The sequence below is a fragment of the Pseudoalteromonas sp. SG41-5 genome, assembly GCF_014164495.1.
Classification (GTDB): domain Bacteria; phylum Pseudomonadota; class Gammaproteobacteria; order Enterobacterales; family Alteromonadaceae; genus Pseudoalteromonas; species Pseudoalteromonas rhizosphaerae.
Genome location: NZ_JACJFH010000051.1, coordinates 1 through 14,388, shown reverse-complemented (window position 1 = coordinate 14,388; position 14,388 = coordinate 1). Strand labels below are relative to the sequence as shown.

The window sequence follows — 14,388 nt, the reverse complement described above, 5'->3', positions numbered from 1 at the left end:
ACGATAATAATTTACTTTGTATTTTATCCACGGTAAAAGTAGTACATAAAACAAACTAAAAAACCAAGGAAGCTCATGAAACTCACCTCGAATATGTTTTATCACACTATTTTTATCACAGCTCTACTACTGCTCTCACACACTGCAATTGCAGGCGAACACGCGAAAGAAATGGATGCATTTATTGAACAATTTCATGGTTTCAAACAATTCAATGGCAACGTACTGGTCGCCAAGCAAGGTAAGGTAAGGTAAGGTTATTTTTGAAAAAAGTTATGGCTACGCCAATTTTGAATGGGACATCAAAAATACTGCCGAGACTAAATTTCGAATAGGCTCAATTACCAAGCAATTCATTGCGTTGCTTATTTTACAGTTAGCGCAGCAGAATAAAATACAGCTTGATGCTCCCCTTGCTACTTACCTACCCGACTATCGCCAAGATATAGGTAATAAAATCACCATTAGGCAGATACTTAATCATACATCAGGACTTAGTAATTATACTCAAACGAAGACCTTCAGAAGTGAATACAGTCGCAACCCTTACAGTGTAGATGAATTTATAAAATTACTGTGTACTGATGATTTATTGTTTGAGCCTGGCACGCAATTTCGCTATAGCAATTCAGGCTACTTTATTTTGGGCGCCGTGATTGAAAAAGTCACTCAACAACGTTACCAAGATGTACTGCAAGAAAATATTTTTAAACCACTCAATATGCATAACACCGGTTACGATTCGCATGCAAAAATAATCAACCAACGTGCATCTGGTTATAGCAATAACTTAGACGGTTACACTAATGCTGATTACCTAGATATGTCGATCCCTTATGCTGCGGGGTCAATATACTCAACCGCACGCGATCTCGTTAAGTGGGACCAAGCGCTGTACACAAATAAGCTAATAAATAAAGAACTAAAAAAACAAATGTACACCGTATCTGAACAGCTTAATTACGCACTTGGCTGGGAAGTTAATCAGCTAGATGCTGATAAATATGGTAAACCATTGACACAAGTACAACATGGCGGTGGTATCGAAGGGTTTAATGCATTTATTAGCCGTATTATTGAAGATCAGCTACTGGTGATAATTTTAAATAACACTGGCGGTGCACCAATGACACCTATGACTAAAGGATTAACCAATATTTTTTATGGTAAGCCCTATGACGGTGCAACTGAAAATGTGGATAGCCAACTTTATCATGCCTTGCAAAATGGCGGTATTGCACAGCTTAAAAGCAAATATAATCAATTGGATGAGCAAAAAGTTCCGCTGCGAGAAAGAAGCATCAATTACTTTGGTTATGAATTAATAGCAATGAAAAAACTCGATGCCGCAATCGCAGTATTTGAACTAAATGCTGCTAAATACCCCGATTCTGCTAATACTCACGATAGTCTGGGTGAAGCGTATTTAACTGCTAATAAACCCGTACTTGCATTAAAAAGTTACCAGCGCGCCCTTGAATTAAACCCCGACAGTGAAAGCGCAAAGCAAGCAATTATAAAACTACAATAATTCTAAAAAGTCGCGTTATATTATTTAAAATCTGCAACATTAAACTCGCTTATGCTACGAACATAAGCGAGTTAGTAGTTTATGATTTCAAGTGATTAGTCATCAAGAACACTACGTTCAAGTATACCTTTATCAATTAGTTGGCTTATCATCGTACGTGCTTTTTCTCTGCATATATCACGTAATAAACGCACTGCAGGCGTTATTGATTGGCGGCTTGGACAAATTAACCACAGCTCACCACAGGTATGCTGGTAATTATTCATCACTGTAACTACCCTATCGTTAAGAAGATCATCAGCAATATCTAATGCCGATTTTACGGCAAGCCCTTTGCCAGCAACACACCAGCGCCTGACTAAATCACCATCATTTGAGGCACGCTTGCCTTGCATTTTTACTTTGTATTTTTTTTGCCCATTGGTAAATTCCCAAACATTATTGATAATATCTTGCAGTTGATAAAATAACCCTGGATGCTGTGCTAAATCATCTGGATACATAGGCGCACCATAACGTTTTATATAGTCAGGTGAGGCGCATAATAAACGTGGAATATTACAAATTTTAAACCCGTAAACATTGGCATCAGTTGGCGAGCCATAACGCAGTGCTATATCCACCGAATCTCGGTAGAAATCCACGTTACTATCACTAATATGTGTGCGCAGGCTCACCTTCGGGTAACTATCCATAATTTCATCAATCCAAGGGATAACTAAATTACGGCCAAGATCAGAAGATAATGCAACCCTTAACTCACCTTCAATCTCATCATGTTCGCCTTTTAGGTTCTGCCGAGCTTGCTCAAGTATCGCTATTGCTTGCTCACACTGTGGGATATAGCGCTCCCCTGCGGCAGAAAGCCTTAGATGACGTGTTGTACGCACAAATAGGTCTACACCTAATGTTGATTCCACCCGTTTGATAGCAGCACTGGCGGTTGCTGTACGCATATCAAGTTTTGCCGCTGCAAGGGTAATACTTTTAAATTCAGCGACTTTCAAAATAAGTTTTAAATCGTCAATCTGCATATTATCTAAATATATTTGATAATGATTCAATAATTATGCTGTTTATCAAAAGTAATGCAAGCGCTATCATCTGCCTCATTCAACGGCTTTGATTAAATAAAGCTATTCGCTACAGGAACCAATTATGACACACCCGATTATTACCGACTTAGAAGCGCGTTACACAGCAAAAAAATATGATGCAACTAAACGTGTATCGGCAGAAGATTTAGCTGTGATCTATCAAGCCATGCGTTTATCTCCGTCATCAATTAATTCGCAGCCATGGAAATTCATTGTTATTGAGTCTGAGCAAGCAAAACAACGTATGCATGATACTTTCGCTAACAAGTTTCAATTTAATCAGCCGCATATTAAAACTGCATCACACATTATTTTGTTTGCTTACAACCCGAAATACACCAGAGAAGATTATGCAAAAGTGATTGACACTGATATCGCCAATGGCCGTACGCCAGCAGAAAATCGCGAGCAAGCCTTTGGCGCATACGCATTTGTTGACTTAAATACTGACGCATCTGGCAATAATGCCGCATGGACCAAAACACAAACTTACCTTGCACTTGGTAATACTATGCATGCTGTTGCGCGCTTAGGTATTGATTCAACACCAATGGAAGGCGTAGATAGCGAGCTAATTAGTGAACTTTTTGCGGATGAGTTAGATGGTTATATTTGTGAAGTCGCACTTGTCATTGGTTATCACGAAACACAAACCGACTATAATGCTAAGCTTCCAAAATCACGTTTGAGTCAAGATCAAATTATTCAAGTGGTTTAAGTTTTACATTACCGGTTAAGAAGAGCCTGTTACAGGCTCACTTTAACAAGCTTTTTTGCATTATAGCCTCTGCTATGTGCTCTCTTTAGCAGCTCCACAAACAATTTTTTCTTCGCCAAGATGATATATATTATTTATTGCTACATAGGCGCCAGATACAACGCCTGTAATAGGGACTAATAATATCCCACTAATTGAATAGTAGGTATTGGTATCCTCAAAGCCATTAATTATTTTCAATGTCTTACGGTCAGAAGATATTTCACATTTATTAACTGCTGACATGTCCTTAGTTGGTACAACGATACAGCCTGATAACATCGTCAAAGTAAAACATATAGTCGTAACTAATTTCATCTTGTAACATCCTCGTTTTTAATTGTCATATAGAAACCATAAAAATTAATATTTATAGATTGTTGGGTAACTATCTTATAAATACTTTACTAAACAAAGTATGCGCTCCACGCAACCTGTTAGTAAATAATGGTAAAAAATTTTTATCTAAGAAAACCGCTTTTTACAGGCTTGCCTCCATAACTCCCCGCAAACCTTGCACATATAAATCAAGCTTATAGGTTCAATTTTCACTAATAAACATGCACATCAGACACAATACTATGCACCGTTTTATATTGAGGAAACTTATCTAAAATTTTCTTGCAATAACAATAGCATAGATGGGCAACTTACTTTAGCAGTGATTCTGTTAAAGAAATCAAATAAAAACCAATAAAGAAACTATTAATTTAACAAAGGTAATGAATTGCAATCAAATTGTAAGCAGTAATGTATTTAGAAAAGTAACTTATTCAGTTAATTATTATATTTAATTCAGGTATAGAAACAACGTCAAACCATAGTATATAATAGTACAATTAAAATTAACTTTGATAAAAATCAAATTTAGATGTCTTAAATATGGCTGTTACGACTCATATTAATTATTTTTATATGGAGCCTAAAACCCGTAAAATCTAATTACAAAGCATTAAAAAAGTATTTTTGTACAATGTTACTTTTTAGGCTAATTAAAGAGTTTTAAATAGATCAATGACAACCACATTACTAGATCACACTCATTTAAAAGTATCATTGAATGATATTTAGAACTGATCGTTATCAGTACACAAATCCACCCGGTTATTGCAGCATGCTATTAAATACTGCAATAAATATAAAATATTTATATAGGTACACGATGATCAGAAATATAAAAATAGGCATGCGCTCAGCCTTGGGATTTGGGATTTTGGGTTTGATTACTCTGATTCTAGGGGTATTTTCCATTATGCAATTATCAAAATTGAACTCTATATCAGATGTCATTAGCCTGCATCGAATTCCAGCACTCACAACAGCGGTTGAGTTAGAACGATACTCAATGCATACACAGCTATTGATTACTGAACTTTCTGACACTAAAACTCAACAAGAACGAAATGATATACAACGACAATTAGACAAAGAAGAACGTGACTATAAAAGTGCAGAAAAACGCATGGCAGCTTTAGTTCGTTCAGATGAGGCGAAGAGGCAACTTGATAACGTTATAAATTTGCATGATGAATTTACTGCAACATTTACTAAGTTGTTTCGACTTTATGAGCAACAAAATGAAGAGGAAGCGTTAACTTTTCGACGTAAAAAAGTTATGCCAGCTGCTGAGCTGTTAATATCTGAATTAGAGAAATTATCTCAATATCAAATTCTTCGAGCTAATCAGATAAATGATGAAGCAACGCAAACATACCTTAATTCAAAAGCAGCACTTATTAGTGGCATTGTGATTACTTTAGTGTTGCTTAGTGTTATTGCTTTCTTTTACAGCCGCAGCTTAACACTCCCGTTACGTTATGCTGTTGCAGTTGCAAGACGCGTGGCCAAAGGCGATTTAACTGAAAGAATTAATGATTCTCACAGCGATGAAGCGGGTGAAATGCTTCAAGCATTAGCTGACATGCAAAATCAATTACGCGAAACACTTTCACAAATTGGTGGTTCGTCTCTGCAACTGGCTACAACCTCTGAACAGTTAACGGTTGTGACTAACCAGTCTACACAAATTGCAACCCAACAAAGAGATCAGCTAGAGCAGGCAGCTACGGCGGTTAATGAACTAACAGCAGCCATTGAAGAGGTTGCGCGTAGTGCAAACTCTACGAGTGACAATGCTGAGGTTGCGGATGAAAAAGCACAGTTAGGCCAGGCTAAAATAAACGAAACCATCAAAACAATAGGTTCATTGGTTTCAGAGATCCAAAACTCAGCAGCTGGTATTACCACCTTAGCCGCAAATATAAAAAATATAGAGTCAGTACTTGATGTGATTAGAGCGATAGCAGATCAAACAAATCTGTTAGCATTAAATGCCGCTATCGAAGCTGCACGCGCTGGAGAGAGTGGTCGCGGTTTTGCTGTCGTAGCTGATGAAGTAAGAGCTCTTGCTCATCGAACACAAGAATCTACTAAAGAAATTGAGCAAATGATTCAAACTGTTCAGTCTGAGACAAGCCAAGCTGTTGTGAATATGAATAACAGTAATCAACTAGCTGAAGGTACGTTGCTGATAGCAAATGATGCAGGAGCGGCATTTAGCGAAATAACCGGTTTGATAAGTCAAATTAGTAATCAAAATATAACTGTTGCTAGCGCTGCTGAAGAGCAAACAACCGTTGCAAGGGAAGTAGATAAAAATTTAGTTTATATTCGCGACTTATCAATTCAAAGCTCTGATGGTTCGGAGCAAACGAATGCTTCTAGTACTGAGCTTGCAAAATTAGCAGAGCAACTCAATAACCTTGTATTACGATTTACTATTTAACTAATCAAATGTAAAAATTTACGAATTTACGAATTTACGAATTTACGAATTTACGAATTTATTATTTAATTACAACACACAATAGCAAGCATGAGTTTGCTATTGTGTGTCGTAATAAAGTACATACCTACTCAATTAATTTGCTAAAACTATCCCGCTCTTCATAAATAAAAATAAAACCATACCAGCAAAAGTATTATTGAATTCTCGCCTAAACAACGCATTAACTTATCTATGTCGCAAACAAGGTTACCCACACTTTCTTACAACTTAAAACAACAACACACAAAGCCCACACATATTTTTTCAATTTTGACCGCTATGATAATAACTTATCGACATGAACATAAATGGAATCATCTCATGAAAAAAAGCTTACTCATCTTTTTATTACTTTCCGGCTGTGCATCACAAGGCATTGACCGTAATGATCAAAATCAAATGGTTAAACGCTATTACGCTACTGTAGGGTCAATGCAGCAAGTAACGCTATCATCTGAGGTAGGTACAGGCATCGCAGCAGGCGCAGGCTTCGGCTTCGTTGACAACCTAGATGGTAATACTGAAGAAATGGTAGGCGGCGCAATTATTGGCGGCCTCGTCGGGGGCTTATTTACTGCCCTGTTTGAAGGCGGAAATACCGCATACCAGTACAACTTATACGCAGCTAACGAAGGTGACTTTACTGTTATTCAAAAGCACAAACTAGATAAAAATACGCAATGTGTAGTAGTAAATGCTGGAGGTAAAGTAACTCTAGAGCCTGTAGATAACGCATATTGCGAACCAAGCCTAAGCACGAATGAAAAAGCCAGCATTGCTAAATAGCGCTTTAGCAATGGCATAGTAAAGTTGCTAGATCTACACTAATAACTTTTTCGAACAATATTAACTTATAGCAATATTGTGACCTCTTTTTAGCTATTTTGTATTTAGTTATAAAAAGAGGCTGCTCGAAGCAACAGCCTATAATTCTAACTACACTATCTAAGGTGCCCGCTTTCAACAATAGGCGTAACCCAATATTTTAATGGGGTGTATTGGCACACAGGGATTAATGCCGTTTTAATTGTTTGCAGCCGCGCTAATAATATATGCACCTCAAACTGATAAAAACTGCGATGCCCTTCTACTTGCTCGGCAATATCAAATTCACTGTGCTCTTTACTGTAGCCTTCAATGTTTTTTAATTTAAAGCCGGTAATGCACTCTATGCCAATTAATATATCAACCACTTCATCTTTTATGTTTGTGGGTACATTTAGGGTAAAAAGTAACTGTTCAGCCATGTTTTTTCTCCAACCAACCATAAAAGATAGGTAATAAATAAAGTGTTGTAATTGTAGAGGTAATTAACCCGCCAATAACCACAATTGCCAATGGTTTTTGAATCTCAGCGCCAGGGCCGGTGGCAAATACCAGTGGCAGTAAACCAAACATGGCGGTTGTGGCTGTCATTAACACTGGGCGAAGGCGTCTGCTTGCGCCATCTAAAATGCGCTGCGTTACATTGGCAGAAAACATTTTCATTTGCTCAAAGTAGCTGATCATCACAATACCATTGAGTACCGCTACGCCAAGTAAAGCAACAAAACCAACCGATGCAGGCACCGACAGGTATTCATTACTAATAAATAGGGCAATCACTCCCCCCATTAACGCAAACGGAATATTAGCAATTATCAGCGTTGATTTAGATAACGATTTAAACGTGGTAAATAAAATAATGAAAATCAGTATTAATGCCACCGGAATAAGCACCAGCAAGTTTTGTGTTGCACGTTGCTGGCTTTCAAATTCGCCACCAAACGACAAGGTAAAACCACTGGGTAATTTTATGCTGCTATTAATTTTAGCTTCCAGTTCATTCACATAACTAACCACATCGCGGTTATCCACATTAACGCTTACAGACGCAAAGCGCTTTGCTTTTTCTCGCTCTATTAACAATGGCCCCGTTTTAAAGCTAATATTAGCAACCTCTTCAAGTGGCAGTAGGCTGTTGTCGGGCATTAAAATTAACTTTTGTTTTAATGCGCTCATTGACGATAACTCAAAGTGTGCTGCGCTTTCGCCTTTTTGTGCATTAAACACAATAGGGATCACGCGGTTTCCTTCTTGCAGTGCCGATACCTGTAGGCCTTCTAATTGCGACTTTAAATAATCGCTTAATCCTTCGGTGGTTAAACCAAACTGACTGGCAACCTCAGGAATAAGTTTAATATTTACGTATTTACCCCCTTCAATAAGCGCCATTTGCACATCACTTGCGCCGTCAATATTAGTGGCAAGTGCAGTGACTTTTTCAGCTAATGAGGCAAGTGTCGCAATGTCATTACCGAATACTTTAATCGAAATATCACCGGTGCCACCGGTGAGCATTTCTGATACCCGCATTTGTATTGGTTGAGTAAAGCCAATATTTACCCCTGGAAATTGCGTAAGTGTTTGTCGAATATCCTCGATTAGCCGCGCTTTGGAGTCAAAACGCCACGTATCTTTTGGCGCTAATTCCATAAACACATCGGTTTCGTTTAATCCCATAGGATCAAGCCCGAGTTCATCGGATCCGGTACGGGCAACAATTTGTACGATTTCTGGGATGTTTTTTAACAGTGTGGCTTCAATTTGTTTATCGATATCCAGCGAGGCTTGCAAGGAAATACTCGGCGATTTTTCCAGTTGCACAATAATGTCGCCTTCATCTAAAACGGGCATAAAGCTTTTACCAAGTCCCTGAAATAACACCCCACTGAGCACTAAAACAGCAACTGATATAACACTAATAGCCACCGGCTTTTTAATTGCTTGGGCAAGTGTTTTAGTATAAAAACCTTGTAATAGCGTGACCATTTTAGGCTGGGTTACGGGTTCATTTTTTAATAACAATGAGGCTAAAATTGGAATAACCGTTAACGACAACAACAGCGCACTTAGCATGGCAAACACGATAGTGAGCGCCACTGGGGTAAATAACTTGCCCTCTAACCCTGTTAACATTAATAGCGGTGAAAACACGATAATAATAATAATTGTGCCTGAGAACACTGGCGCCGCGACTTCTTTACAGGCGCGATAAATAACATGCAGCCGAGGGAGGTGCTGATTGTTAGCCAACCGATTCACTATGTTTTCAACAATAACTACCGATGAGTCCACCAGCATACCAATGGCAATCACTAAGCCGCCTAAACTCATTAAATTAGCCGATAAATCAAACTGCTTCATCATTATAAATGTCAGCAATGCCGACATAGGTAAAGACAAAGACACCACCAATGAAGAGCGAATATCACCTAAAAACAAGGCAAGTAGCACTATCACTAAAATAATCGCTTGGCCTAATGCGCTGGTAATGGTGCTAATTGCGGTATTTATTAAGTTAGAACGGTCGTAAAACACATTAATTTTTGTGCCTTGCGGTAATGACGCTTCAATAGTGCGAAGTTTATCTTTTACATCTTCAACAACTTGCGCTGTATTACTATTTTTAAGCGCAATTATAAGCCCTTGTACCGCCTCTTCACTGTTTTTAGTGACTGCGCCATAACGGGTTAAACTGCCAACATGTACCGTGGCAATATCACTTAACCGAATAACCTTATTTTGAGTGGACTTAATCACTGTATTTTCAATGGCGGTTATATCGGTGTATTTGCCCTCAGTGCGCAAAATTAAGGTGTCGTTGCCTTTTTCTAAGCGCCCTATGCCACCGTTTTGATTCGTTTGCGTGATTGCTAACTTCATTTCATCAAAGCTGACTTGATGCTGTTGCATCAATAAAGTATTGGGAAGTATTTCATAGGTTTTTGAAAAGCCGCCAAGGCTATTTACATCAGCAACGCCGGTTACAGTGCGCAGTAATGGACGAATTTGCCAATCTAAAAGCTCTCTTTTTTCAATCAGCGATAAGTGAGTACTTTCTATGGTAAACATGAACACCTCGCTCAAAGGCGTGCTCATTGGCGCCATGCCGCCACTAATATTACTGGGCAAGGTGGGTAAAATATTTAATAAACGCTCATTAACTTGCTGACGGGCCCAATAAATGTCGGTGCCCTCTTCAAAGTCAATGGTAATATCGGTAATAGAATACTTAGTGGTAGAGCGCAGCATTTGCTGTGACGGAATACCCAGTAATTCGGTTTCAATCACCCGTGTTACTTGCGATTCTATTTCAAGGGCGTTCATGCCAGGTAATTTGTAAACTATTTTAACTTGAGTGGGTGATATTTCTGGAAAAGCATCCACCGGAATACTTAACCAAGATTTAGCGCCAATGGCCATAGCAACAATAACAAAAATACTAACAAACAAGCGCTGAGTAAGTGAAAACTTAATAAGCTGGTTTAACATTTACTCTCTCCCTAAGTGAAGCAACATGCCTTGTAGCGCACTTACCGAGCTTATTAGTACCTGCTGATCATCTAGGTTTTTGTTAGCAGTAAATACATAGTCTTTGCCTTGTGTACCTTTGAGCTCAATCGGCAGTAACTCAAGGTTATCGCCAGACTTCAAAGCAATGTAATTAACATCTTCAAATTCAAACACCGCTGACTTTGCTATTTTAAAGCCCGTTAATTTATTTACCGGCGTGACTTTGATGGTTTGCCCCAGTGTCAGCTGGCACTCATTTGAGCTTGGCGACGCCCACACAATTTGATGGTATTTATCTGCAATACTGTCATAGCTCTCAATATTTAAGCTGCAACTGTGTGACAGCTTAAAATGCGCTAACGTGTTGGTAAAACTAAGAGGGACTTTAATCTTAACGCGAATACTACTTGCATCGATAATATCAAACGCGGTGTCACCCATCATACGGTTTCCCGACTCATTAGTGAGTTTTAAAATGCCCGTTTTTGGACTCACTAAGGTTACGTTTTCATTATCATCAATGTTTAAAAATGCCATTTGATGTTGCATATGTTCAAAATTTAGTTTGGCTTCAAAATAGCTTTTTGTGATTTCAACCCATTCAGAGCTTCTTATTATTTTATTTTTTAAGTGCTGTTGGTTTATGTCGTAATGGCTTTTAGCAATAGCAAGCATGTCTTTTGCTGATTGATAGGCATCTAAAAAATGGTGTGCATCACTGCCCTCAACACTTGCGATAGTGGCGCCCTTTTCTACCATGCTGCCGTTAGCGTATAAGTAACGAACTTGCTGTACATCAAACGCAAACAGCACCGTATAATTGACCCCGGGTTTGAAATTGACTTCACCAATTAAACTTTGCCCGTTAATAAACTCTGTTTTTTGAATCGGCGCAAACTCAACATCGAAACCACTGAGTGAAGAAAGCCCTACAGGTGCTAAATTTTGCGAAGCAAACACAGGATTAAAAGTTAATAAAGCCACCGTAAAGAAGAAAAATAACGTATATTGAATACGCAAAAAATGACGCATTTTTTTTGTAAAATTTAACAGCATTTCGTTTGTTCACATTTGATTAATTTTATAGAATCAACCATGACTTTTTTCGACGGTTAAATCATCAGGCAAACGCCTTAACGTACCCAAAAATAGCGAAAATTACGCTATGGTACATTTGTCCATTGTATTTATAAGGCATTGATAATAGAGGTTTTAATGAGAGACAAGTTAATAGCAGCCACCTTGTTAATAATAATGGTGCTAAACTTTTTTGATGTACTAACGGATATACATTTAGGCGTGCCGCAGTGGCATATTTTTTCTGAGGGCTTAATCGTTGTCATTTCTGCAGCCTGTGCTATTTACTTAATTAGCGATATTCGTGCGCGTACTGCCAATATTAATGCGCTGAAACAAGAATTAGTGCATTCAAAAAAAGAACTTAAAAACATATCACAGACAATGATGGATGCGCGTCATGAATACAGTGGTGTTATTCAAACCCAATTTTCACAATGGACATTGACTCGCAGTGAGCAAGAAGTCGCGATGTTATTACTTAAAGGCTTAAGCTTTAAAGAAATAAGCGCACTAAGAAGCACAAAAGAAAAAACCGTTCGTCAACAAGCGTCCGATATTTACAGCAAAGCCGATGTAGAAGGCCGACATGAGTTTGCTGCATGGTTTTTAGAAGACTTTATGCAACAAGGACAATACCAACCAACAAGTTCAAGCCTCAATTAATTGAAAAGCTACAAAGGTGAGGCCTCAGGTTATTTCTATAGCTTTGCATCAAATCTTAAGGAATAATTAAAAACCTTAATGATTATCTCTGTGTAAAACTAGATGAGTTCATTTTTACTATGACAACCATTGCTCAACTTAGCAAAAACATAACCCCCTACAGCCCCTGCAAGCAGCTGCATATAAAAACCCCAGCCTCTTGCGCCCGCTATAATAGTGATATTCATAATTGACTCAATAGCAATTAAAGCCGTAGCAAACGCCACAAAACCCGCAATTACAAATAACTGCGCACCTTGTTTTTTAACTTTTTTAGCAATAAGCCAGGTAACCAAAAACGCGATGGCAAGTGCAATAGCAATAATAGCGCCATAGGTCGGTAGCAAGCCGAGCCAATCTTCAAGGGTTAAGTTAACACGGTCATTAAAGCCCACCACAACACCCACATTAACTAATTGATTGACAACGTATTGACTATGAAACAAGCTAGCGAGTGTAAATGTAAGTAACCAAGAAACTAAAAATGAAGGGAGTATACGTGTTAAAAACGACATGGTTATCTCAACTTAAAATGAAACTTTTTTCTTACAGTAGCAAAGGCTTGCAGGGTAAACAATCTCTACGTTGTATTACTCTACTCTCGCTTTTAGCGTTTTCTTGTAACGCCAGTGCCGAGTTACCAAAACAGCAATACACTGCTGATACCTTAGCAACGGGACTCAATTCACCGTGGAGCATGGTTAAACTCCCAAACAATACCTGGTTAGTCACAGAACGTGATGGTCATATTGTTATCATTAAAAACAACCAACAAACCCGAGTTAAACTAGATTTCGAGGGCTTATACGTTGCAGGCCAAGGCGGCCTACTCGATATAGTGCTTTCGCCAAATTACAGTGAATCAAAAGAAATTATATTCACTTACGCTCAAGGTGAGCTTGATGCAAACAGGCTAGTTATTGCCAAAGCTACGTTTGATGGTGCGCAATTTTCAACGCCAAAAATTATTTATAAAGTTGCCACAGATAAAGACACACCGCAGCATTACTCTGGCCGCGCTCTTGTACTACCCGATAATACCTTATTATTTTCAAGTGGCGATGGCTTTGACTACCGTGAGCAAGCACAGGTTATGACCAGTCAACTTGGCAAAACATTACGCATAAACTTAAACGGCACGATACCAAACGATAACCCATTTATTAATCACAAAAATCCTGCTGCTCATGCTGTGTACTCACTCGGGCACCGTAACTTGCAAGGCTTGGTTTATGATTACGATACACAGCAAATTGTTAGCCACGAACACGGCCCCGCAGGCGGCGACGAACTAAACTATTTAACCCCAAGCACCAATTACGGCTGGCCGGTGATCACCAACGGAGATGATTACTCACAAGCACGTATTTCACCGTTTAGAGAATACCCTGGAATGGCTAAACCAACGGTTGATTGGACGCCCTCAATCGCCCCTTCTGGCATGGCTTATTATGGCTCAAAGCATTTAGCTTTTCCCTCACTACAACAGCATGTGCTAATCACTACGCTGGTCGATAAAAAGCTCTACAGCGTTAATTTAGCGAATGGTGAACTTACCCAGACTCATGTTTTACCAGAGGTAACTGGGCGTTTGCGGGATGTATTTGTTACAACCGAGGGTAATATCGCGGTGTTAACCGATGGAAAAGATGCAAAATTGCTGCTGATAACGCCAAAGTAAGCAGATTATTCAATCAGTGTGCTGTTGAGATGACAAGGTTTTTCTTTAACTGATTTAATGCGGGAAAAAATATATTTTTCCATATCATTTTAGTTGTCACCGCATTGGAAATGAGGATTATTATATTTTACTGGGGTGAATATGCAGGTGAAGGAAAAAGAAATACCTGTTCTCTTGTTTTTGTATATTCCGATCGTTATCTATCCCATAGCAGGAACATAATGTCAGTACTTGAAAGCTCTGCAGAGGCCATTAAATCGTAAGCGTATAGCTAACGACACCTAGCTTTGCTTAATGTTCCAAGGTAGCAGTGGCTCAAGGTTATCTGGCTGCTCAGCAAGGCGCTGTAAGCAAGTAGAGATATAGTCATGCACCACA

Annotated in this window: 13 protein-coding genes; 7 read left to right on the top strand and 6 right to left on the bottom strand. The window is 38.7% G+C overall.

Annotation, left to right across the window (positions count from 1 at the left end):
* Positions 1 to 75 precede the first annotated feature (75 nt).
* Complete coding sequence (locus H5232_RS13930) at positions 76 to 255, top strand: hypothetical protein (RefSeq protein ID WP_182831083.1); 180 nt, start codon at positions 76 to 78, stop codon at positions 253 to 255.
* A gap of 4 nt (positions 256 to 259) precedes the next feature.
* Positions 260 to 1,531, top strand: a complete 1,272-nt coding sequence (locus H5232_RS13925) for a serine hydrolase (protein WP_182831088.1) — start codon at positions 260 to 262, stop codon at positions 1,529 to 1,531.
* Positions 1,532 to 1,626: 95 nt separating this feature from the next.
* On the opposite strand, the gene H5232_RS13920 is transcribed toward H5232_RS13925, so the two are convergent.
* Positions 1,627 to 2,565: a LysR family transcriptional regulator gene (locus tag H5232_RS13920; protein ID WP_182831087.1), complete on the bottom strand. Its 939-nt coding sequence runs from the start codon at positions 2,563 to 2,565 to the stop codon at positions 1,627 to 1,629.
* Between the two features lie 124 nt (positions 2,566 to 2,689).
* Here H5232_RS13920 and H5232_RS13915 point away from each other — a divergent pair, with 124 nt between their 5' ends.
* Positions 2,690 to 3,346 carry a nitroreductase family protein gene (locus tag H5232_RS13915; RefSeq protein WP_182719128.1) on the top strand — a complete coding sequence of 219 codons (657 nt, stop codon included), beginning with the start codon at positions 2,690 to 2,692 and terminating at the stop codon, positions 3,344 to 3,346.
* A gap of 72 nt (positions 3,347 to 3,418) precedes the next feature.
* Here the strand turns inward: H5232_RS13915 and H5232_RS13910 are convergent, their stop codons facing one another.
* On the bottom strand, positions 3,419 to 3,703 hold the full coding sequence (locus H5232_RS13910; RefSeq protein ID WP_145242251.1) for a hypothetical protein: 285 nt from the start codon (positions 3,701 to 3,703) through the stop codon (positions 3,419 to 3,421).
* A 742-nt stretch (positions 3,704 to 4,445) separates the two neighbouring features.
* On the opposite strand from H5232_RS13910, the gene H5232_RS13905 reads away from it, so the two are divergent.
* Both H5232_RS13905 and H5232_RS13900 read left to right on the top strand, forming a co-directional pair.
* Positions 4,446 to 6,170 (top strand): methyl-accepting chemotaxis protein, encoded by a 1,725-nt coding sequence (locus H5232_RS13905; protein WP_310736881.1) that lies wholly within the window; start codon positions 4,446 to 4,448, stop codon positions 6,168 to 6,170.
* Positions 6,171 to 6,533: 363 nt separating this feature from the next.
* Positions 6,534 to 6,998: a hypothetical protein gene (locus tag H5232_RS13900; protein ID WP_182719378.1), complete on the top strand. Its 465-nt coding sequence runs from the start codon at positions 6,534 to 6,536 to the stop codon at positions 6,996 to 6,998.
* Positions 6,999 to 7,153: 155 nt separating this feature from the next.
* Here H5232_RS13900 and H5232_RS13895 read toward each other — a convergent pair whose 3' ends face one another.
* The 3 genes from H5232_RS13895 to H5232_RS13885 are packed head-to-tail and all read right to left on the bottom strand — an operon-like array spanning position 7,154 to position 11,579.
* Positions 7,154 to 7,459, bottom strand: coding sequence for a DUF3240 family protein (locus H5232_RS13895; protein ID WP_182831081.1), 306 nt, complete (start codon positions 7,457 to 7,459; stop codon positions 7,154 to 7,156).
* A complete protein-coding gene (locus tag H5232_RS13890; protein WP_182831080.1) occupies positions 7,452 to 10,526 on the bottom strand; it encodes an efflux RND transporter permease subunit in 3,075 nt (1,024 codons plus the stop codon). Before H5232_RS13890 ends, H5232_RS13895 begins: the two co-directional genes overlap by 8 nt.
* Positions 10,527 to 11,579, bottom strand: a complete 1,053-nt coding sequence (locus H5232_RS13885) for a hypothetical protein (RefSeq protein ID WP_259400132.1) — start codon at positions 11,577 to 11,579, stop codon at positions 10,527 to 10,529.
* Positions 11,580 to 11,762: 183 nt separating this feature from the next.
* Here H5232_RS13885 and H5232_RS13880 point away from each other — a divergent pair, with 183 nt between their 5' ends.
* Entirely contained in the window at positions 11,763 to 12,290 is a 528-nt protein-coding gene (locus H5232_RS13880; protein WP_182831078.1) for a LuxR C-terminal-related transcriptional regulator, read from the top strand.
* A gap of 98 nt (positions 12,291 to 12,388) precedes the next feature.
* On the opposite strand, the gene H5232_RS13875 is transcribed toward H5232_RS13880, so the two are convergent.
* Entirely contained in the window at positions 12,389 to 12,844 is a 456-nt protein-coding gene (locus tag H5232_RS13875; RefSeq protein WP_182831077.1) for a hypothetical protein, read from the bottom strand.
* Here H5232_RS13875 and H5232_RS13870 point away from each other — a divergent pair.
* The gene (locus H5232_RS13870) at positions 12,829 to 14,010 is read left to right on the top strand and encodes a PQQ-dependent sugar dehydrogenase (protein WP_182731958.1); all 1,182 of its coding nucleotides are present in this window, start codon (positions 12,829 to 12,831) and stop codon (positions 14,008 to 14,010) included. The two genes, H5232_RS13875 and H5232_RS13870, sit on opposite strands and share 16 nt — an antisense overlap.
* The last annotated feature ends 378 nt before the right edge of the window (positions 14,011 to 14,388 follow it).

What these genes read in the sequence shown, in the direction of transcription:
- H5232_RS13920 (WP_182831087.1), bottom strand. Translation starts at nt 2,565, where the DNA reads ATGCAGATTGACGATTTAAAACTTATTTTGAAAGTCGCTGAATTTAAA.
- H5232_RS13885 (WP_259400132.1), bottom strand. Translation starts at nt 11,579, where the DNA reads ATGCGTCATTTTTTGCGTATTCAATATACGTTATTTTTCTTCTTTACG.
- H5232_RS13880 (WP_182831078.1), top strand. Translation starts at nt 11,763, where the DNA reads ATGAGAGACAAGTTAATAGCAGCCACCTTGTTAATAATAATGGTGCTA.
- H5232_RS13915 (WP_182719128.1), top strand. Translation starts at nt 2,690, where the DNA reads ATGACACACCCGATTATTACCGACTTAGAAGCGCGTTACACAGCAAAA.
- H5232_RS13910 (WP_145242251.1), bottom strand. Translation starts at nt 3,703, where the DNA reads ATGAAATTAGTTACGACTATATGTTTTACTTTGACGATGTTATCAGGC.
- H5232_RS13890 (WP_182831080.1), bottom strand. Translation starts at nt 10,526, where the DNA reads ATGTTAAACCAGCTTATTAAGTTTTCACTTACTCAGCGCTTGTTTGTT.
- H5232_RS13895 (WP_182831081.1), bottom strand. Translation starts at nt 7,459, where the DNA reads ATGGCTGAACAGTTACTTTTTACCCTAAATGTACCCACAAACATAAAA.
- H5232_RS13905 (WP_310736881.1), top strand. Translation starts at nt 4,446, where the DNA reads ATGATATTTAGAACTGATCGTTATCAGTACACAAATCCACCCGGTTAT.
- H5232_RS13900 (WP_182719378.1), top strand. Translation starts at nt 6,534, where the DNA reads ATGAAAAAAAGCTTACTCATCTTTTTATTACTTTCCGGCTGTGCATCA.
- H5232_RS13930 (WP_182831083.1), top strand. Translation starts at nt 76, where the DNA reads ATGAAACTCACCTCGAATATGTTTTATCACACTATTTTTATCACAGCT.
- H5232_RS13875 (WP_182831077.1), bottom strand. Translation starts at nt 12,844, where the DNA reads ATGTCGTTTTTAACACGTATACTCCCTTCATTTTTAGTTTCTTGGTTA.